This window comes from Streptomyces sp. NPDC052301 (assembly GCF_044593395.1).
Classification (GTDB): Bacteria; Actinomycetota; Actinomycetes; order Streptomycetales; family Streptomycetaceae; genus Streptomyces.
The window spans coordinates 152,033-172,007 of sequence record NZ_JBIUBE010000009.1 but is presented as its reverse complement, the minus strand read 5'-3'; the positions used below and the strand labels follow the sequence as shown (position 1 = coordinate 172,007).

The following is a 19,975-nucleotide window of genomic DNA, read 5'->3' as shown; positions in this document are numbered from 1 at the left end:
TCAATTCCTTCGAAAACGGCTGGAAAGGCTGGGGATTTCCGTCCGGAGCGCACTGAATGCCAATGGTCCGGACGGGCAGACGTGTTCCGCCCCGCGCAACGAGTCCGTGGCGGGGAGGTCTGCCCTGCTGCCTAGCCGGGGAAGACGGGGATGTCCCGGTGCCGTTCCCGGGTCTCGGGCGCGTCCGCGCGCGCTGTGGCGCCGGGCGGGAGCCGCAGGGGCGCCCGGCCAACGAAGGTGACGGCGCACGCGTCACCGTGCCGGGTTGTGCTGCCGTCGGCCGCCTGCTTGCCGAGCACGCCGTCCGGGTCTCCGGTGGGCGCGGGCCGGCCGGGGTCGCCGACGGACGTGGTCGTGCGCGGGGCGGGGGCCCATGCCGCGTGCCGGAGGACGGCAGGTGCCGCGGGGCCGAAGGCCGCGACGGCCGGCGCCGGCGCGGAGGCGACGGTGTGCGCGGAGTGCCGCCCGGCCGGGCTCTTCGCGGCGGCCGTGCCGATGTGCCGCTGCGGGCGGGGTGCCGGGCCCTTCGGGGCCGCCGCCTGGTGGCCGGGCGGGACCGACGCTTCGGTGACGTCCGGCAGGGGCAGGGAGGGTGCCGTCGGCCGTGCCTGCCCGACGGACCGGGACGCCTCGTCCACGGACCGGGACGCCTCGTCCACGGACCGGGAGGTCGTGGCCTCGAGGGCTTGGGTGGCCGTGTTCACCACGTCCCGGACCGGGGCGACGACCTGGTCCGACACCGCGCGCACCGTGCCCTTCCCCATCGCCCGCACCGGATCCACCGGATCCTCGGGCGCCGTCACCGAGGAGCGCACCGAAGTCGCCCGCACGGGCGCCTGCACCGGCGCCGGGATCCGCTCGGCCGCCTGCGCCTGCTCGCCGCAGAGGAACCCGAGCACGAACAACCCGCCGACCAGCAGGACCAGTTGCAGCGCACGCCGCGCCGCCCCCGTACGCAACGCGCGCACGGTGGCACCGAAGAGGGCTGCTGGGGAGGTCAAGGAGGGAAACGTCCTCGGATCGTCGGCACGGCAGGAGGCTCCGACGATCCTTGCACGCCCTGCCCGAGGCCGCGCAAGCCCCGTGTTACCGATGGGTAGTCATATCCCTGTTCCTGCCCCTTTCCCGCCCGGCGTCACACGGTGTCCGGTATCGGCAGTGGCCGTTTCTCGAGGGCCGCCGCCATCACCTCCGGAAACAGATCGGGCGTGCAGGCGAAGGCCGGTGCACCGAGCGCGGCGAGCGCCGCAGCGTGCTCCCGGTCGTAGGCCGGCGCCCCCTCGTCCGACAGCGCGAGCAGCGCCACGAACTGCACCCCGGACGCCTTCATCGCCGCCACCCGCTTGAGCATCTCGTCACGGATGCCGCCCTCGTAGAGGTCGCTGATCAGGACGACCACCGTCTCGGCGGGCCGGGTGATCTGCGACTGGCAGTAGGCGAGCGCCCGGTTGATGTCCGTGCCGCCGCCGAGCTGGGTACCGAAGAGGACGTCGACCGGGTCGGCCAGCTGGTCGGTGAGGTCGACCACCGCCGTGTCGAAGACGACCAGCCGGGTGCTGATCGACCGCATGGAGGCGAGCACCGCCCCGAACACCGACGCGTACACCACGGACGCCGCCATGGACCCGGACTGGTCGATGCAGAGGACCACCTCCTTCTTCACGGACCGCGCGGCACGCCCGTAGCCGATGAGCCGATCCGGTACGACCGTGCGGTACTCGGGCAGGTAGTGCTTGAGGTTGGCCGCGATGGTGCGGTTCCAGTCGATGTCGTGATGGCGCGGGCGGTTGACGCGGGCACTGCGGTCGAGGGCGCCGGTGAGGGTGGCCCGGGTACGGGTCGCGAGCCGTTTCTCCAGGTCCTCGACGACTCTGCGCACGACCGCGCGTGCCGTCTCCTTCGTCGTCTCCGGCATCGCCTTGTTGAGCGAGAGCAGCGTGCCGACCAGGTGCACGTCCGCCTCCACCGCCTCCAGCATCTCCGGCTCCAGCAGCAACGAGGAGAGGCCCAGCCGGTCGATGGCGTCGCGCTGCATGATCTGGACGACGGAGGAGGGGAAGTACGTGCGGATGTCCCCGAGCCAGCGCGCCACGGAGGGCGCCGACGCGCCGAGCCCGGCCGAACGGTCCCGCCCGGACTGGGGTCTGTCCCCCTTCCCGTAGAGCGCGGCCAACGTGCCGTCCATCGCCGCGTCCCGCCCGGACAGCGCGCATCCGGTGCCGTCGGCCTGGTCACCGCCGAGCACCAGCCGCCAGCGCCGCAACCGCTCCCGCGCCGAGTCGGACACGTCCGTCGCCGTCGGTCCGGGTGTCGCTCGGGTCGTCGGTTCGGTCGTCATGTGCCCACCCCCACGCAGCTGTTGTCGTCGTTCGTGCGCCACTCCTCGTCCAGGCCGAGCAGCAGCCGCAGCACCGGCAGCACGGCGTCGGCGCGCTCCGCGTCCGGCTCGGCGGCGAAGCCGGGGGTCACCGCCGCGTGGGCCGCTCCTGCTGCCCGGTCACCCGGCCCGCGCCGGACCAGTTCGCCGAGGGTTCTGCGCAACCCCGGCTCGTACGCCGCGAACGTCCGCCGCAGCAGCGGCAGTACGTCCGTGAACGCCTCCGCCGGCACGCCCGTCAGCCAGCTGTCCACGAGGCCGAGCAGCCGCTCGTCGTGCACGAGCAGCAGGCCGCCGCCACCACCGACGAACCCCTCGATCCAGGCGGCCGCGTCGGCGGGCGGTGTCCCCGGCGACAGCACGAGCCCCATCAGCCGCGCCGCCTCGTCCGACGCCAGCACACCGTCGTCCAACAGCAGCCGCACGGCCCGCCCCCGGAGCACCCCGGGCACGGTGTCCCGCAGGGACAGCGTCCGCAGGACGTCCCGCCAACGGTCACGCAGCCCCTGGGACACCGTCCCGGAAGCCTCGGGACCCGCGCCCGCGGCACCACTACGGCTCCCGGCAGCATCGGTGTCCGCACCGGCTCCGGCAGTCGCACCGGCTCCCGCCGTCACCTCCCCACCGGCAGCGGCAGCGGCAGCGGCAGCGGCAGCGGCCAGGCTCTCCCCCAGCAGCCCCACCGCCGTGTGCACGGCGTCCACATGGCCGCGCATCTCCTGTGCCGCGTCCGCGTCCAGCGTGGCGCAGGCCGGGGGCAGGCCGACGAAGACGCGCTCGGCGAGGCCCGCCGCGACCCCGGTCAGCGCGGCGGTGTCGGTACCGCGCACGTCGCCGTAGCGCAGGGAGCGGACCAGGGCGGGCAGGGCCTGGGCGAGGTGACCGACGTCCGTGTCGAGGGCCGCCCGGTCGGCCAGCACCCGCATGACGACGGGCAGGGCGTCCGACAGCCCGGCGAGCAGGCACTGCTCGGCGAGCGCGGTGACGTCGGCCAGGGCCCGCGCGGCGGTCGCGTCCGCCTCTGCCTTGGCCTGTGCCGCGGCGAGGACTGTCGTCCCCCACACGCCCGCCTCGGCGACCCGCACCGACAGCTCCGGCTCCCAGCGCAACCGCCAGGTCTCCCGGAACGTGCCCGTGCTCCCCCGCGACCGGGCCGGTTCGCCCCAGCCGACGCCGAGCAGCCGCAGCCGGTGCAGCAGCCTGCTGCGTCCGGCGTCGGTCTCCTTGCGCAGGTCCAGCTCCAGCTCGCGCTCCAGTGCCTCCGGTTTGAGCCGCAGCGCGCGCTGCCGCCGGGTCAGGTCGCGCTGCAACGGCACCGTGGGGGCGGACTCGGGCACCTCGCCGAGGACGTCTCCTACCACCAGCCGGTCGTGCACCAGGGCCAGGGGCACGTCCGAACCGTCGCACATCACCGCACGCACCGCGTCGGTGGTCTCGGTCAGGCCCGGCAACGGTCGGCCGCGCATCGCGGCCAGGGTCCCGGCGAGCCTGACGGCCTCGATGACGTGCGCGGAGGAGACGATCCGGTCCTCCTCGCGCAGCAGCCCCGCCACCTTGGTGAGCCACCGCTCGACCGGCCGGTCGGGGGCGCGGAACAGGTGCCCGTACCAGCCCGGCGAGTCGATGCCCGCCCCGTATCCGCTGGACCGGGCCAGTCTGCGGTGCGTCCAGGGCACCCAGGTGAGGTCCGTCTTCACCTTCGGCAAGCCCTTCAGCAGGGCCCGGTCCGCGGCCACGGTGGTCTTCTGCCGCAGCGCGGGCACGTGCCAGGCCCCGCACACCACGGCCACCGTATCCCCGAACTCCTTGCGAGCGAGGCGCAGTTGCAGCCGCATGTGGGCCTCCCGGACCGCGTCCCGGGAGTGGTCGCCGGGGCCGTACCGCTCGCGGAGCGCTCCCATGGCCTCCTCCAGGGCGGCGAACGGCGCGAACGGGTCCCGTTCGCCCGGCCCCCGGTGCTCCACGACGTCCTCCCACCACCGCTCGGGATCGTCGTATCCGGCGGTCTCGGCGAGCACGGCGAGCGGGTCGACGCGGACCAGGTCCTCGACGGCTGCCTCTTCCCCGGCAGCGGTGTCGGCACCGGAACCTGCCTCGGGCTCGGGCTCGGGCTCGGGGGCATCCTCCTTCGTGCTCTCCTTCTCCTCCCGCGCGAGCGTGTGCGTGGCCGGCAGGTCGATGAAGCGGGCGGGAACGCCGTGTTCCAAGGCCCAGCGCATGCCCACCCATTCCGGGCTGAACTCGGCGAGCGGCCAGAAGGCCGAGCGGCCGGGTTCGTCCACGGCGTGGGCGAGCAGGGCGACCGGGGGCCGCAGGCCCGGGTCGGCGGCCAGCGGGATCAGCGCGTCGGCCTCGGGCGGACCCTCGATCAGGACGGCGGCGGGGCGGGCGGCGTCCAGCGCGGCCCGTACCGCGCGCGCGGAGCCCGGTCCGTGGTGCCGCACGCCGAGCAGCAGCGGCCCGGATCCGTACGCCGGGCTCCCTCCTGAATCGGTCATGCGCTCACCTCCCGGCAGGCGCGGTAGAAGTCCGCCCAGCCGTCGCGCTCGCGGACCACCGTCTCCAGGTACTCCTGCCAGACGACCCGGTCGGCCGCCGGGTCGCGGACGACGGCACCGAGGATGCCGGCGGCGACATCGCCCGAGCGCAGCACGCCGTCGCCGAAGTGGGCGGCGAGGGCGAGGCCGTTGGTGACGACGGAGATCGCCTCCGCCGTGGACAGGGTGCCGCTGGGTGACTTCAGCTTCGTCCGGCCGTCGGCGGTGATGCCGTCGCGCAGCTCGCGGAAGACGGTCACGACCCGGCGGATCTCCTCGATGCCGTCGGGCGCGGCCGGCAGGTCGAGGGAGCGGCCGATCTGCTCGACGCGGCGGGTGACGATGTCGACCTCGGCGTCGGCGCTCTCGGGCAGCGGCAGCACCACGGTGTTGAAGCGGCGGCGCAGCGCGCTGGAGAGGTCGTTGACCCCGCGGTCGCGGTCGTTGGCGGTGGCGATGAGGTTGAAGCCGCGGACCGCCTGGACCTCCTGGCCCAGCTCGGGGACGGGGAGGGTCTTCTCGGACAGGATCGTGATCAGGGTGTCCTGGACGTCGGCCGGGATGCGGGTCAGTTCCTCGACCCGGGCGGTCATGCCCTCGGCCATGGCCCGCATGACGGGGCTGGGCACCAGAGCGTCCCGGCTCGGGCCGTGCGCGAGCAGCTGCGCGTAGTTCCAGCCGTACCGGATCGCCTCCTCCGGGGTGCCGGCCGTGCCCTGCACCAGCAGGGTCGAGTCACCGCTGACCGCGGCGGCCAGGTGCTCCGACACCCACGTCTTGGCGGTGCCGGGCACGCCGAGCAGGAGCAGGGCGCGGTCGGTGGCGAGTGTGGTGACGGCGACCTCGACGATGCGGCGCGGTCCCACGTACTTCGGCGTGATCACCGTGCCGTCCGGCAGGGTGCCGCCGAGCAGGTACGTCGCCACCGCCCACGGCGACAGCTTCCAGCGGGCCGGGCGGGGACGGTCGTCCTGCGCGGCGAGCGCGGCGAGTTCGGCCGCGAAGGCGTGCTCGGCGTGTGGCCGCAACGCCTGCGACTCCTCGCTCCCGCCCGCTTCGACGGACTTCGCTTCGACGGACATCGCTTCCACGGACACAGACATGGCTGAGGCCCCCTCCAGCTCGGCCGGTTCGAGATCTGCATCCACCGTGCACCACGCCACTGACAATCGCTCTGACCTGCACACATGCGGGCGCAGGGCCGATTGTCAGTGGCGGGTTCTACGGTCGGTGGCATGACTGAGCAGGGGGTGCGCTGGACCGCGGACCAGGTGCTGGCTCTGGCGCCTGACGCCGCGTCACGCAAGGCGGGAAGCAAGCTCGGCGCGGCTGGTCCGTGGTCCGAGACCGGCAGTCGCGCGGAGGGAACGGTGTGGGGGCTGTGCAAGGGCAGCGGCAGCAAGCCGTACCAGACGGTGGTGGACCTCGCGGGTGCGGCGGGGCCCGGGTACAAGTGCAGCTGCCCGAGCCGTAAGTTCCCGTGCAAGCACGCGCTGGGCCTGCTGCTGCTGTGGTCGAGCGGCGACGGGTCGGTGCCGGTCTCCGCGCAGCCACCGGACTGGGCGGAGCAGTGGCTCGCGGGCCGACACGAGCGCGCGGGGAACAAGCGGAGTCGGGGTGAAGGGGATTCGGCGGTCGGCTCCGCCGATCCGGAGGCGGCGCGGCGGCGGGCCGAGCGCCGGGCGGAGCGGGTCACGGCGGGGGTGACGGAGCTGGAGCAGCGCCTGGCGGATCTGCTGCGCGGCGGTCTGGCCGCGGCCGAGCAGGCGGGCTACGGCGCGTGGGACGAGACGGCGGCCCGCATGGTCGACGCGCAGGCCCCAGGACTGGCTTCGCGGGTACGGGAGTTGGCGTCGGTCCCGGCGTCCGGACCGGGCTGGCCGGCCCGGCTGCTGGAGGAGTGCGCGCTGCTGCATCTGCTCGACCAGGGCTGGGCGCACCGTGAGCGGCTCCCGGAGGCCCTGACGTCCACGGTCCGCTCCCGGCTCGGCCTGCCCGCCTCGGCGGACGGCCCGCCGGTGCGGGACCGCTGGCTGGTCCTCGCCCAGTACGACACGGCCGACCCGAAACTGACGACTCGCCGGACGTGGCTGCACGGCGCCGATTCGGGCCACACCCGGCTGCTGCTGTCCTACGGCGCGGCCGGCCGGGCTCCAGAGCTGTCCCTGCCGGTCGGCCTGGCCTTGGAGGCGGAGCTCTCGACCTATCCGGGTGCCGGTCAGTCCCGCGCGGCTCTCGGCGAGCGGTTCGCCCCGCCCGTACCGGCCGCGTTCCGCCCGCCGGGTGTGACCACGGCCGAGGCGGCGGCCCGCTACGGCGAGGCGCTGCGCGACGACCCCTGGCTGGAGGCGGTCCCGGTGACGCTTGACCGGGTGGTTCCGGTCCCGGACGGCGACACCTGGCAGCTGGCCGACGCCGACACGGACACGGCCCTGCCGCTGACCCGGGCCGCCCGCTCCCGCCCCGGCCTGTGGCGGATGGTCGCCCTGTCGGGCGGCGCCCCCGTCAAGGTCTTCGGCGAGTGCGGCCACCGCGGCTTCACCCCGCTCACGGCCTGGCCGGAGCACACGGGCGAGGCGGTGCCGCTGTGCTGACCGGCAGCCCCGGCCCGGGGAAGACCGCGGGGCACGGCCGAGGGATACGGCAGACCGCAAGGAGACGCGGCAGAGCGGCACGGGAGGCCGCACGCAGGCGCGGGAGATGCGCAGGGGCGGCTGCACGTACGCACGGGAGATGCGCACAGCAGCCCCCGGATTCGCACCGAACAGGCGCCTGGCCATCCTCAGAGCCCCGCGACAGAGCCGCGCAGGAGACCGCACGCAGGCGTGCCGGAGGCGCCGGAAGTCGCGGCGGTCCCGCGCAGCCGGCCGGGCCGGACCCGGGGAGGGCCCGGCGGACACCCGCCCCACGCCACGCACAGCCAACGCCCGCACCACCGGCCGCCCGGATCCACGGAAGGAAGGGGACCTCATGAACGGGACGTCGACCCGCGGAGATGCCGCGATCTCCTTGAGCTCCTGGGAGGACCTGGTCACCACCGCCCTGCTCGGCACGGACCGGCGCCCCCTTGCGGCCGGCGCGTCCGAGGCATCCAGCGCGTCCAGAACATCAGCGGCCGGCCGCTCGGCGCCCCTGGCGCTGCTGGACGCGGCTGCCCTGGCGACCGTACGGCGGCGGGCAGGGCTACGGCCCGCGCGAGCGGCGCGGCGGCCGGAGCCGGCCCCGGAGGATCCGCGCCCGGCCCTGCCCGCCGCGGCGGCGCGCAGACTGGCGCTGCTGCTGGCCGACCGTTCCGGCGGCGCGGGCGGCGGCCGCAGGGGCAGCTCCCCGGACCTGATGGAGCTGCTCCCGCAATGGCTCGCGGCGGCCAACGGGCACGGGTACGCGGCACCCCCGCAGGCGCTCCCCGCCCTGCTGGACGCGGCCCGGGGCCGTACGGACCTGCGCCCGGCGGCGCTGGCGTTCGCGGGCCCGCGCGCCCTGTGGCTGGCCCGGCTGAACCAGGACTGGCGCTTCGCCCTGCGCGCGGCCCCAGGCGGCGGTGCCGCACTGCCCGGCCCGGAGGACACCGAGGGGGTGCGCCGACTGTGGCAGGAGGGGCTGTTCGCCGAGCGGGTGGCCCTGCTGGGTGCGCTGCGCGCCCGTAGGCCAGCCGTCGCGCGCGAGCTGCTGGCGTCGACCTGGGCGTCGGAGCGGGCGGAGGACCGGCTGATGTTCCTGGACTCACTGCGCGCCGGCCTGTCCGCCGGGGACGAGCCGTTCCTGGAGCAGACGCTCGGCGACCGCAGCCGCAACGTCCGTGCGACGGCGGCGGAGCTGCTGTCGGGGCTGCCGGACTCGGCGCTCGCCGGGCGCATGGCCGTACGGGCGGCAGCGTGTGTGGCCCTGGACCGTTCGGGGAACTCGACGGTGATCGTGGTGGAGGCGCCGCACGAGTGCGACTCCGGCATGGAGCGGGACGGTGTGGTGGCCACGCCGCCCACAGGCAGAGGAGAACGGTCGTGGTGGCTGGGTCAGCTGGTGGAGGCCGCCCCGCTCGGCACCTGGCCGGAGCGGCTCGGCGGGCGGACGCCGCGGGAGATCGTGGCGCTGCCGGTGGCGGACGGCTGGCAGGGAGAGCTGCACGCGGCCTGGTGCCGGGCGGCGGTACGGCAGGGGGACGCCGAGTGGGCGAGGGTGCTGCTCGGGGTGCCGTCCGCGCCGGAGGCGGGCGGGCCGGGCGCGGTGTCCCTGGCGGAGCGGGCCAAGCTGCTGGCGACGCTGGAGCCGGTGGAGAGGGCCGCGTGGGTGGCCGGCTTCATCGCCACGCACGGCCTGTCGGAGGCGTTCCAACTGCTCGGCGTGTGCGCGGTCCCGTGGTCCGCGCCGCTGGGCCGCGCCGTGGTGGACGCCCTCGACATCGCGCGGGACGCGGGCAGTTACCCATGGAGTTTCAGCGGGGTGATGGGACTCGCGGAACGCTGCCTGGACCCGGCCGAGGCCACCCGGCTGGAGGGGCTCCTGGCGATGCCCGACGAGCGGGAGGACGCCGCACCGGGGGCCGGCGGATACTGGTCGGAGGCCTTCCAGCGGCTGGTCACCACGCTGCGGTTGCGCGCGGCGATGGCAGCCGAACTCCGCCCCGAGGAGCACCGGCCCGCGGCGGGCGCCCCCTCGGTTCAGTCCCCGGACGCGGTTCAGCCTCCGGACGCGGCAGGCTGACGCACGTTCTCCCGCACCCACTCCACGATCGACGCGGTCGTCGCACCGGGCGTGAAGATCTCGGCGACGCCCTTCTCCTTCAGCGGCGGGATGTCCTCGTCCGGGATGATGCCGCCGCCGAACACCAGGATGTCCTCCGCGTCCCGCTCCTTGAGCAGGTCGATGACCTTGGCGAACAGCGTGTTGTGCGCGCCGGAGAGGATGGACAGGCCGATCGCGTCGGCGTCCTCCTGGATGGCGGTGTCGACGATCTGCTCCGGTGTCTGGTGGAGCCCGGTGTAGATGACCTCCATACCGGCATCGCGCAGAGCGCGCGCGATGACCTTGGCCCCGCGATCGTGGCCGTCGAGCCCCGGCTTGGCGACCACCACGCGGATCGGACCGGCTGCCACACCCATCACTGCCTCCATCAAACGACCACGGAAGCGATCGCTTCCGTCCGTAACGACAAGTACCGCACTTTTGGCGCGTTCCGCCACCCGTCGCGAAGTGAACGAACGTTATCTCCAGCATCCCGCAACCGGCAGTTTTACGGGGCCCAGCGAGGGGGAAATCACACGGTGGGACATAAGGGCACACGGGGGAGCGAGCCGTCCTCCGGCGTGCCGACAGGAGGTCGGCCATGAAGGTCACCGGGGTACTGCCACTCTTCCTCCCGCTCTGCCGCCGTCTCTGGCCGGGCAGGCTCGCCGGACTCTCCCTGGCGCTGCTCAAGGCGACGGCCCTGGAGGCCGCGATCCTGGCCGGCCACCTCCTGTTGTATCCGACCGGCCTCGTCCAGGAGCGCCGCTGCGCCGCACTGCCCCCAGGTGACGGCATGGCCCAGCTCCCGGTCCGCACCGGCCCGCCGGTCGTGCTGCTGCACGGCTTCATCGACAACCGCTCGGTGTTCGTGCTGCTGCGCCGCAACCTCGCCCAGCACGGCAGGCAGCGGGTGGAATCGCTCAACTACTCCCCGCTGACCTGCGACATCCGCGTCGCGGCCGAGCTGCTCGGGCGGCACGTGGAGGAGATCTGCGAGCGCACCGGCAGCAACCAGGTGGACATCGTGGGGCACAGCCTCGGCGGCCTGATCGCGCGGTACTACGTGCAGTGCCTCGGCGGCGACCTGCGGGTGCGCACGCTCGTCACCCTGGGCACCCCGCACTCCGGGACCCGTTTCGCACCGCTGGCCGACGCCCACCCGATCGTGCGCCAGATGCGGCCCGGCTCGGAGGTGATCGAGGCGCTGTCCGGGCCCGCGCCCGGCTGCCGTACCCGGTTCGTCAGCTTCTGGAGCGACCTGGACTCCCTCATGGACCCGCTGGAGACGGCCTGCCTGGAACACCCCGACCTCGAGGCACACAACGTCCGTGTGACCGGCATCGGGCATCTCGCCCTGCCCGTGCACCCCGCCGTGGCGGCCGGGATACGCGAGGTCCTCGACGCACCACACCCCGGGGACCGGATCTCCGGCGGACTGACGGTGGCGTGACGCGGAGGCGGGCGGTCGCGTGACGCGGAGGTGATGCGGTCACGTGAACCACCGGTTGACGACAGCGTGACATTCTGGTGACGGAAAGTCACCTCGCATCGAACACCAATCGAACTCTCGGCCAAACTCCCGTCCGGCGCCCCCCGAAACACGGCTGATTGCCCGTTTCGGCCAACGCGAAACCGGCCGAAGATTGTCGCGCCCAGGTACCGGCGGGTACAGTCGCCGCACTGCTCTGGCAGCCCCTGTTGTCGAGGCGAAAGAGAAGTTGGTGAACGACCGTCACCCGTCGGGGATCATGACCACCCCGGCCCCGGCTTCCGACGCCTCCTCCGCGCACTACGCGCCGTACGGGACAGCGGAAGCCCGCTACGACGACTTCACCACCTACGGCGGCTACGACACCACCGGTTCTGCCACCCAGGGTGCAGGCACCGCGACGTTCTCCACCGACCCGCTCTTCGGCAGCTTCCCCGGCACCGAGCAGACCACCGGCACGTACGACACCACGCAGTGGCAGACCGGTCAGAGCCCGATCCACGACCCGTACGCGGCCCAGCACCATGCGGCCTACGACTCCGGCGCCTACGACAGCACCGCCTGGACCGTTCCCGCGCAGGCCACGGGGCACGACATCAGCGGCCAGTGGGACGCGAGCGCGTGGCTCCAACCCGACCAGACCGGCGGCGCCGACCCGACCCAGCAGTGGGAATGGGGCACGCAGGCCTTCGACACGGGCGCCTACGACGCCACGCAGTGGAACTCCGGCGGCCATGCGGTGCCCGAGCAGGCCGGTGAACCGTTCGACCACGAGGCCGGCGAACCGTTCGACCAGCAGGCCACCGCCACGTTCGAGCAGGTCGGCGAGGTGCAGGCGACGGCGGCCGACGAGCAGTTGCTGGACGACGTGGAGGAGGTCGCCCCGGCGCCTGCGACCCGCGCGGGCTCGCGCAGCGCGGCGCGTTCCCGGCGTCGTACGCCCGCCAAACGGTCCGCGCTGCTGACCGTCGCCGTGCCCTCGGCCTGCGTGATGGGGGTCGCCGGGATCGCCGCCGCCTCCGTCGGCGCCCTCACCGACGGCACCAAGGACACCACGGCGTCGGCCTCGGACGCGCACGCGGTGCAGCCGTCCGTCGCCAACAGCAAGCTGGACACCCAGCTCAAGACGCTCTCCGCCGGCGCCGACGACTTCGCCGACCGCGCGAGCCGTACCCAGGAGCGGATCGACCTCAAGAACCAGCAGGCGCTGGAGAAGAAGAAGGCCGCCGCGGAGGCCGCGCTCAAGGAGCGGCTGCGCCCCAAGTTCGTGCTGCCGGTGACGCAGAAGGGGCTCAGCGCCTACTTCGGCCAGGCGGGCGTGAACTGGATGTCGGTGCACACGGGCATCGACTTCCCCGTCGCCTACGGCACCACGGTGATGGCCGCGACCGACGGCACCGTCTCCACCAAGTGGAACAGCGCCTACGGCAACATGCTGATCCTGACCGCGAAGGACGGCACGCAGACCTGGTACTGCCATCTGTCCAGCTACCGCGTGCCCTCCGGTACGACCGTCAAGGCCGGCCAGCCGATCGCCTACTCCGGCAACTCGGGCAACTCCACCGGCCCGCACCTCCACTTCGAGGTGCGTCCGGCGGGCGGGGCCGCCATAGACCCGCTGCCGTGGCTGCGCAGCCACGGGCTCGACCCCACGTAGCAGCCGGGGGCTGCGCCCCCGGACCTCCTACAGCTTCTCCACCGGCGCGTACCGCAGCAGCAGCCGCTTCGGCTTGCCGTCGCCGAAGTCGATCGTCGCCTGCGCCTTGTCCTCCGCGCCCGACACCGCGACGACCGTCCCGAGGCCGAACTGGTCGTGAGTGACCCGGTCGCCGACCGCCAGGGACACCGCCGGCCTCTCGGCGGTCCGCCGCGTGGCGAACCCGGACGCGCCCGCCGCCGACGAGCGCGAACGCGTCGAGGACAGCGAGGCCGCGATCCCGGACGCCGGCCCGGACGACACCGGCGCCGCCGCCCCCGTCCGCTTCCAGTCCACATGCGTGGGCGGAATCTCCTCCAGGAACCGGGAGGGCGGGTTGTACGACGGCTGGCCCCAGGCGCTGCGCATCGCCGACCGGGTCAGGTACAGCCTCTCCCGCGCGCGCGTGATGCCGACGTACGCCAGGCGGCGTTCCTCCTCCAGTTCCTTGGTCTGGCCGAGGGCACGCATGTGCGGGAAGACGCCGTCCTCCATGCCGGTCAGGAAGACGACCGGGAACTCCAGGCCCTTGGCGGTGTGCAGCGTCATCAGCGTGATGACGCCGTCGCCGTCCTCCTCGTCGGGGATCTGGTCGGAGTCGGCGACCAGGGCGACCTGCTCCAGGAAGTCGGCCAGTCCCACCGGCTCGCCCTCACCGCGCTCCTGCTCGAACTCGAGGGCGACGGCCGCGAGTTCCTGGAGGTTCTCGATGCGGGTCTCGTCCTGCGGGTCGGTGGAGTTCTGCAACTCGGCCAGGTAGCCGGTGCGTTCGAGTATGGCCTCCAGGACCGTGGCCGGTCCGGCACCGGACTCCACGATGGTGCGCAGGTCCTCCATCAGCGTGTTGAACCGCTTGACCGCGTTGGTGGAGCGCGCGGCCATGCCGTACGCCTCGTCGACCCGCTTGAGCGCCTGCGGGAAGCTGATCTTCTCGCGCTGGGCGAGGGCGTCGATCATCGCCTCCGCGCGCTCGCCGATGCCCCGCTTGGGCACGTTGAGGATGCGGCGCAGCGGCACCGAGTCCTCCGGGTTGGCGAGGACACGCAGGTAGGCGAGGACGTCCCGGACCTCCTTGCGCTCGTAGAAGCGGACACCGCCGACGACCTTGTAGGGCAGGCCGACGCGGATGAAGACCTCTTCGAAGACACGGGACTGGGCGTTGGTCCGGTAGAAGACGGCGACGTCGCCGGCCTTGGCGTCGCCCGCGTCGACCAGGCGGTCTATCTCGTCGGCGACGAACTGGGCCTCGTCGTGCTCGGTGTCGGCGACGTAGCCGGTGATCCGGGCGCCCTGGCCGGCGTTGGTCCACAGGTTCTTCGGGCGGCGGGACTCGTTGCGCTCGATGACCGCGTTGGCCGCGCTCAGGATGGTCTGCGTGGAGCGGTAGTTCTGCTCCAGCAGGATCGTCGTCGCGTCCGGGTAGTCCTCCTCGAACTGGAGGATGTTGCGGATCGTCGCACCGCGGAAGGCGTAGATCGACTGGTCCGCGTCACCCACCACGCACAGCTCGGCGGGCGGGACATCGTACTCGCCGGGCGGGGTGTCCTCGTCGTGATCCCCGGTGCCGACGAGTTCCCTGACGAGCGCGTACTGGGCGTGGTTGGTGTCCTGGTACTCGTCGACCAGGACGTGCCGGAAGCGGCGGCGGTAGTGCTCGGCGACGTCCGGGAAGGCGCGCAGCAGGTTGACCGTCGTCATGATCAGGTCGTCGAAGTCGAGGGCGTTGGCCTCGCGCAGCCGCGACTGGTACAGGGCGTAGGCCTGGGCGAGGGTCTTCTCGAAGCCGTCGGAGGCCTGGGCGGCGAAGTCCTCCTCGTCGATCAGCTCGTTCTTCAGGTTGCTGATCTTGGCGCTGAAGGACTTCGGCGGGAAGCGCTTGGGGTCGAGGTCCAGGTCGCGGCAGACCAGGGCCATCAGGCGCTTGGAGTCCGCGGCGTCGTAGATCGAGAACGACGACGTGAAGCCGAGCTTCTTCGACTCACGGCGCAGGATGCGCACGCACGCGCTGTGGAAGGTCATCACCCACATCGCGTTCGCCCGTGGGCCGACGAGCTGCTCGACGCGCTCCTTCATCTCGCCCGCGGCCTTGTTGGTGAAGGTGATCGCGAGGATCTGGCCCGGGTGCACGTTCCGCTCGGCGAGCAGGTGCGCGATGCGGTGGGTGAGCACACGGGTCTTGCCGGAGCCGGCACCGGCGACGATGAGCAGCGGGGTGCCGGCGTGCACGACCGCGGCGCGCTGGTTCTCGTTCAGCCCCTCCAGGAGCGCCGCCGCGTCGATCGCCGGGCGCGGGGCGCCGTCGCGGTAGTAGGCATCCCGGTCCGGCGGCACGTCGAACTTCCCGCCGAACAGATCGTCCGGAAGCGGCTCCGGAGCGTGGTCGTCCTCGGGCGGTGGCGGGGGCTCCTCCTCGTGCCCGCGCGAGGGCTGGAGGTCCGCCAGGAAGCTGTCGTCAAAGAGGCTGCTCATCGCTCTCCGAGTCTAGGGCGCCCCACCGACAACCGGTCGCCGTCCCCGGAACATGGCCGGTCCGGCGGAGAGTTGATCTTCACGTCAATAGTGCCCGGTAACCCCTCACGCTGCGGAAGCACCTGCTCACGTGGACGTGAAAGTGCCCTCAGGTCACGGAAATGTATCGGACATACCTCGCACCAACCTTCACAGAAGACACACGAGTTGGCTAGGTTTCCGTCAGGCCGCACGACCCCTCTCCGGCGAACGTCGCCGGGCCATGCGGCCTCCGCCGAGTCCGGCGCGCCCCGCACGGCGCCCGGAGCCGGGGACCCACCGATCCTGGGGTGAATCGGCCGACTCCCGCCCGGGACGACGCCGTAGGGCAACCCTTCCGAAGCACGCGCCCGAACCCGACAGCTAACCCGGTAGGCGGCACGTTGGAAGGAGTCGCCAGCCTTGGCGTCGCACCGCAAGCCGCGCCCCGTCGGCACCCGTGGACCGGGCCTGCGTGGCCCTGCCCTCGCCACCGCCGCGTTCACCTCCGTGGCCGTCCTGTCCCAGACGGCCGAGGCAGCCTCCGCCGACGACGGCAGGCCGAGCCTGGAGGAGATCGAGAAGAAGATCGACGAGTTCTACCGCCGCGCCGACGCATCGCCGGAGGAGGAGTCGGCGGCCCGGCAACGGGCGCGCGCCGAGGAACAGGCCGCGGCCCGGCAGCGGGCCAGGGCCGAGGACCAGGCGGCCCGGGAGCGCGCGCTGGCCGAGAACCGTACGGCCCGGGACAGGGCTCTCGGCGAGGACCGGACGGTCCACGAGCGGGCGCACGTCGGGGACCGGGCGGTCCCGGAGGGGGCGCGTGAGCGGGGTTGGACGGCCCACGAACGGGCGCGCGTCGAGGAACCGCGCCAGGAGGGCGCCCGGCGCGCGGCCCGGCGCGCCAGGGCCCGCGAGGGTCTGGCGCCGTTCACGGCGGCCCCGGACCCGGCCGCCTCCCTCCTCGCGGAGTATCCGCAGGACCACTTCGCCCAGCACAGGGTGATGAACCGGCTGGCCTCGCGCGTGAAGGACGCGACCGAACGCGAGAAGGCCACCAGGACCACGGAGACACCGGCCGCCGCGCCGTACGACGTGAAGGGCGCCAAGGCCGCCGTCCAGCGCAAGCTCGGCACCGCGCGCGAGCTGCTGTCCCGGCTCACGGCCGAGGCGAGCCCCCGCCCGACCGCGCATTCCCAGGAGAAGCAGCCGGACGCCGGACCGCAGGCCTACGTCGCCCCCGGCCCCGAGGCCACCAGGGCCGAGAAGGCGATCGCCTTCGCCCGCGCCCAGATCGGCAAGCCGTACGTGAGCGGCGCCAGCGGCCCCGGCTCCTACGACTGCTCGGGCCTGACCCAGGCCGCCTGGAAGGCCGCCGGCGTCACCCTCCCGCGCGCGGCCCGGGACCAGGCGTTCGCCGGCACGGCCGTGCCCCTCGACGACGCCCGCCCCGGTGACCTGGTCTTCTTCCGCGACGACAGCAGCCACGTCGGACTCTGTACCGGCGACGGCATGATGATCCACGCCCCGGGCCCCGGCGCGTACGTCCGCGAGCAGGCGGTCCACCACCTCGGAGAGCCGGTGATCCACAGCGTGGTGCGACCGGTCTGACCGCGGCGCACGCGCGCGTGCGGTGCACACGACGCGGACGGCCCGCGTCGTGCCCGGGGCCGGCACGACCTCCACACCGTGCCCACGCGCGCGTAGCGGCGTTTTCGCCCGCCCTCGCGCGCGTGCCCTTCCCGATGCCGGGCCGCTCGGCTGCCTAGCATCGGCGCATGTCCGGCTTCTCGGCTCTGCGTGCGTGGTGGGCGGGTCGGCCTCCCGCGGCCGGGGCCGCCGTGATGGCGACCGGCATCCTCTCGGTGGGCCTGCACCTGACCGGTGACGAGACGCTCTCGCAGCCGGCGCTGGTGCTGACCGGACTCGGCTGGATCGCGCTGGCCGCCGACTTCGTGCTGCGGCTGGTCGGCGAACGGCAGCGCTGGATCGCCGAGGCGCAGAGTCCGGGTGCGCTCACCGCCGTGGCCGCGACCACCGTGCTGGGCACGGGGCTCTCGGTGTCGGGCCGGCAGACCCTGGCCGAGGCGCTGCTGGCGCTCTCGGCCCTGCTCTGGCCGGCGCTGCTCCTGCTCGTCGTGGGGCACTGGAAGCGGCGCATGCCGGGTGCGGTGTTCCTGTGCTGTGTGGCCACGCAGGGGCTCGCCGTGCTGGCCGCCACGCTGGCCGTGGCCGAGGGGACGGCGTGGCTCGCGCACACCGCGCTGGTGCTGTTCTGGCTGGGCCTGGTGCTCTACGGCTTCGCTCTCGCCCACTTCGACGCGCGGCAGGTGCTGGAGGGCCCCGGAGACCACTGGATCGCCGGCGGAGCGCTGGCGATCTCGGCGCTGGCCGGGGCGAAGCTGCTCATGGCCGGCGATGGCCGCATGTACCTGTGGGACGGCGACGACCGCGCGGTGTTGCGCACGGCGACGGTCGTGCTGCTCGCGCTGGACCTGGCCTGCTACGTCGTGCTGCTGACCACCGAGGCGGTGCGGCCCCGGCCCGCCTACGACGTACGGCGGTGGGCGACGGTGTTCCCGATGGGGATGACGGCGGCGGCGACGCTGTCCGTCGCGACCGCCGTGGGCGTCCCGTGGCTCGAGGGGCCGGGACACGTGCTGGTGTGGGTGGCGGTGGCGGCGTGGCTGGTGACCGCCGCCGGTGCGGTGCGTGCGGCCCGCGCCGGCGGCAGGGACGGCTGACCCGTCAGGTCCAGAGGACCGCGATGAAGACGTTGGCGGCGGTCAGCGCCCCGACCAGACCGAACTGGGCCTTGTCGATCTTCTCCTCGTCGCGCTTCACATAGACCAGCCCGAGGATCACGATCAGCAGGGCGAGCTTCACACCGATCTTGACGGCGTTGACGTGGTGGCCGTCGGCCTGGTTGAGCCCGACCAGGGCCACACCGGTGACGAGCATGGTCAGCGCGCCGTGCAACATCCCGGGGACGAACCGGGCCGTGCCCTGGCCCATCGCCTTCATCTGGGTGAGGAAGCCGCCGAGGAGCGCGGCGATGCCGATGATGTGCAGGCCGACGAAGAGATGGATGAGTACGTCCATGGGGCCGGAGCCTAACCAGGGGCCCGGGAGCCCTCTGCCACCGGGCCCGGCGACCGAGGCCGGGAAGCCCGGTGATGATCGGGGCCACGGCGCCCGGTGGTCGCGGCTCGGGAATCAGTGATCGGGCCGTGGATCTTGCATATATGCGCTCCGTAGCATCCTGCGGCTGTCGCCGGGCACGGTTTCCCCGCTTCGGTCACCACGCTGTGTGAAGAAGGCAACCTTGGACCGTCGATACGGTCACGAACAGTCACTTCGAGATCCGTCGAAGCCAGTTTCGTACACCGCGTTACCGACTCGTCACCGTCCGGCCTAGCGTCCTCCCCCAGGTGACCGGCTCCCCACCGCCGCCCGGGCCAGGGGCGGCAGCCGGTCGCCCCGCCGAGAAAGGTCCGGCGGCGGCCCGATACCCCTGTGCGGGCCGCCGCCGGCCGTATCGACCGCTCGGTCGTACGGGTCGTACGGAAGGACGTGACGGTCCAGGTGGCAGAGCACCGCAAGCCCCGGCAGAGCTCGCTCAGCGGTCATACGGTCCGGACGGCCGTCACGATCGTCCTGGCGGGTGCCGCCACGGCGACGGGCTTCGACGGGACCGGCCACGCCGAGCCGCAGCTGACGCCGGCGCAGGTGAAGGCCAGGGTGGACAAGCTGTACCAGCAGGCCGAGACCGCCACCCAGAAGTACGACGGGGCGAAGGAGAGGGCGGACGCGGCCCAGCGGCGGCTGAACACACTGCGGGACGAGGCCGCCCGCAGACAGGACCGGCTCAACACCGCCCGGGACGCGCTGGGTTCGATCGCGGCGGCGCAGTACCGCGACGGCGCCGTCGACCCCGCCTGGCAGCTGGCTCTGTCCGGCGATCCCGACCGGTACCTGGACGACGCCGCGTTCGCGGAGCGGGCGGGTCACCGGCAGGCCACCGCCGTGGCGCGGGTGCGTGAACAGCTGCGGGAGATCGAGCAGTTGCGCGGCGCCTCCCGGGTGGAGCTGACCTCGCTGCGGTCCCGGCAGGCGGAACTGCGGCGGCAGAAGAAGACCGTCACCGGCAAGCTGGACCAGGCCCGGCGGCTGCTGGGACAGCTCACCCCGGCGCAGCGGACCGAGGTCACCGGTGCCGGCGCCGCGGCGGGACGCGCCTCGCGGTCGGCCTCGAGTGCGCGGGACGCGCTGGAGCGGGCGGGGTCCGTCACGGCCCCCGACGCACGCGCCGCGGCGGCCCTCGCGTACGCCTACGCCAAGCTCGGCAGCCCCTATGTGTGGGGCGCGACCGGCCCGAACGCCTTCGACTGCTCAGGCCTGGTCCAGGCCGCCTACCGCTCCGCCGGCATCTCCCTGCCCCGCACCACCTACGCCCAGATCGACGCGGGCCGACGCGTCTCCCGCTCCGAACTCCAGCCCGGGGACCTGGTGTTCTTCTACTCGGGCATCAGCCACGTCGGCATCTACATCGGAGGCGGCCGGATGATCCACGCCCCGAACCCCTCGGCACCGGTGCGTGTGGCACCGATCGACGAGATGCCGTTCGCCGGGGCCACCCGGGTGGTGTGAGGGGGCGCTCCCGC

The 19,975-nt window shown here is 73.4% G+C and carries 14 protein-coding genes and 1 riboswitch; of the genes, 7 read left to right on the top strand and 7 right to left on the bottom strand.

Going from position 1 to position 19,975, the window contains the following annotated elements; all coding sequences use genetic code 11:
• Nucleotides 1-131 precede the first annotated feature (131 nt).
• The 4 genes from ACIHEJ_RS25840 to ACIHEJ_RS25825 form a co-directional block, all read right to left on the bottom strand.
• Nucleotides 132-1,001 (bottom strand): hypothetical protein, encoded by an 870-nt coding sequence (locus ACIHEJ_RS25840; RefSeq protein WP_400139009.1) that lies wholly within the window; start codon nucleotides 999-1,001, stop codon nucleotides 132-134.
• A gap of 134 nt (nucleotides 1,002-1,135) precedes the next feature.
• On the bottom strand, nucleotides 1,136-2,338 hold the full coding sequence (locus ACIHEJ_RS25835; RefSeq protein ID WP_400139008.1) for a VWA domain-containing protein: 1,203 nt from the start codon (nucleotides 2,336-2,338) through the stop codon (nucleotides 1,136-1,138).
• Nucleotides 2,335-4,875 (bottom strand): DUF5682 family protein, encoded by a 2,541-nt coding sequence (locus ACIHEJ_RS25830; RefSeq protein ID WP_400139007.1) that lies wholly within the window; start codon nucleotides 4,873-4,875, stop codon nucleotides 2,335-2,337. Before ACIHEJ_RS25830 ends, ACIHEJ_RS25835 begins: the two co-directional genes overlap by 4 nt.
• Nucleotides 4,872-6,017, bottom strand: a complete 1,146-nt coding sequence (locus tag ACIHEJ_RS25825) for an AAA family ATPase (protein ID WP_400139006.1) — start codon at nucleotides 6,015-6,017, stop codon at nucleotides 4,872-4,874. The genes ACIHEJ_RS25830 and ACIHEJ_RS25825 overlap by 4 nt, the downstream gene beginning before the upstream one ends.
• A gap of 132 nt (nucleotides 6,018-6,149) precedes the next feature.
• On the opposite strand from ACIHEJ_RS25825, the gene ACIHEJ_RS25820 reads away from it, so the two are divergent.
• Nucleotides 6,150-7,508: an SWIM zinc finger family protein gene (locus ACIHEJ_RS25820; protein ID WP_400139005.1), complete on the top strand. Its 1,359-nt coding sequence runs from the start codon at nucleotides 6,150-6,152 to the stop codon at nucleotides 7,506-7,508.
• 376 nt (nucleotides 7,509-7,884) lie between these two features.
• Nucleotides 7,885-9,615 (top strand): DUF5691 domain-containing protein, encoded by a 1,731-nt coding sequence (locus ACIHEJ_RS25815; RefSeq protein ID WP_400139004.1) that lies wholly within the window; start codon nucleotides 7,885-7,887, stop codon nucleotides 9,613-9,615.
• Here ACIHEJ_RS25815 and ACIHEJ_RS25810 read toward each other — a convergent pair.
• Entirely contained in the window at nucleotides 9,591-10,013 is a 423-nt protein-coding gene (locus tag ACIHEJ_RS25810; RefSeq protein WP_400139003.1) for a cobalamin B12-binding domain-containing protein, read from the bottom strand. The two genes, ACIHEJ_RS25815 and ACIHEJ_RS25810, sit on opposite strands and share 25 nt — an antisense overlap.
• A 224-nt stretch (nucleotides 10,014-10,237) precedes the next feature.
• Here ACIHEJ_RS25810 and ACIHEJ_RS25805 point away from each other — a divergent pair, with 224 nt between their 5' ends.
• Both ACIHEJ_RS25805 and ACIHEJ_RS25800 read left to right on the top strand, forming a co-directional pair.
• Nucleotides 10,238-11,089 (top strand): esterase/lipase family protein, encoded by an 852-nt coding sequence (locus ACIHEJ_RS25805; RefSeq protein WP_400139002.1) that lies wholly within the window; start codon nucleotides 10,238-10,240, stop codon nucleotides 11,087-11,089.
• 271 nt (nucleotides 11,090-11,360) lie between these two features.
• A complete protein-coding gene (locus ACIHEJ_RS25800) occupies nucleotides 11,361-12,785 on the top strand; it encodes a peptidoglycan DD-metalloendopeptidase family protein (RefSeq protein WP_400139001.1) in 1,425 nt (474 codons plus the stop codon).
• A gap of 27 nt (nucleotides 12,786-12,812) precedes the next feature.
• Here the strand turns inward: ACIHEJ_RS25800 and pcrA are convergent, their stop codons facing one another.
• Nucleotides 12,813-15,293, bottom strand: coding sequence for a DNA helicase PcrA (pcrA, locus tag ACIHEJ_RS25795; RefSeq protein WP_400139000.1), 2,481 nt, complete (start codon nucleotides 15,291-15,293; stop codon nucleotides 12,813-12,815).
• A gap of 262 nt (nucleotides 15,294-15,555) precedes the next feature.
• Nucleotides 15,556-15,727: riboswitch (cyclic di-AMP (ydaO/yuaA leader) on the top strand.
• Nucleotides 15,728-15,734: 7 nt separating this feature from the next.
• Here pcrA and ACIHEJ_RS25790 point away from each other — a divergent pair.
• Nucleotides 15,735-16,922 (top strand): C40 family peptidase, encoded by a 1,188-nt coding sequence (locus ACIHEJ_RS25790; protein WP_400138999.1) that lies wholly within the window; start codon nucleotides 15,735-15,737, stop codon nucleotides 16,920-16,922.
• 167 nt (nucleotides 16,923-17,089) lie between these two features.
• Complete coding sequence (locus tag ACIHEJ_RS25785; protein ID WP_400138998.1) at nucleotides 17,090-18,055, top strand: tellurite resistance/C4-dicarboxylate transporter family protein; 966 nt, start codon at nucleotides 17,090-17,092, stop codon at nucleotides 18,053-18,055.
• Between the two features lie 4 nt (nucleotides 18,056-18,059).
• Here ACIHEJ_RS25785 and ACIHEJ_RS25780 read toward each other — a convergent pair whose 3' ends face one another.
• The gene (locus ACIHEJ_RS25780) at nucleotides 18,060-18,413 is read right to left on the bottom strand and encodes a hypothetical protein (RefSeq protein ID WP_400138997.1); all 354 of its coding nucleotides are present in this window, start codon (nucleotides 18,411-18,413) and stop codon (nucleotides 18,060-18,062) included.
• 483 nt (nucleotides 18,414-18,896) lie between these two features.
• Between ACIHEJ_RS25780 and ACIHEJ_RS25775 the strand changes: the two genes are divergently transcribed.
• A complete protein-coding gene (locus ACIHEJ_RS25775) occupies nucleotides 18,897-19,961 on the top strand; it encodes an NlpC/P60 family protein (protein ID WP_400139156.1) in 1,065 nt (354 codons plus the stop codon).
• The last annotated feature ends 14 nt before the right edge of the window (nucleotides 19,962-19,975 follow it).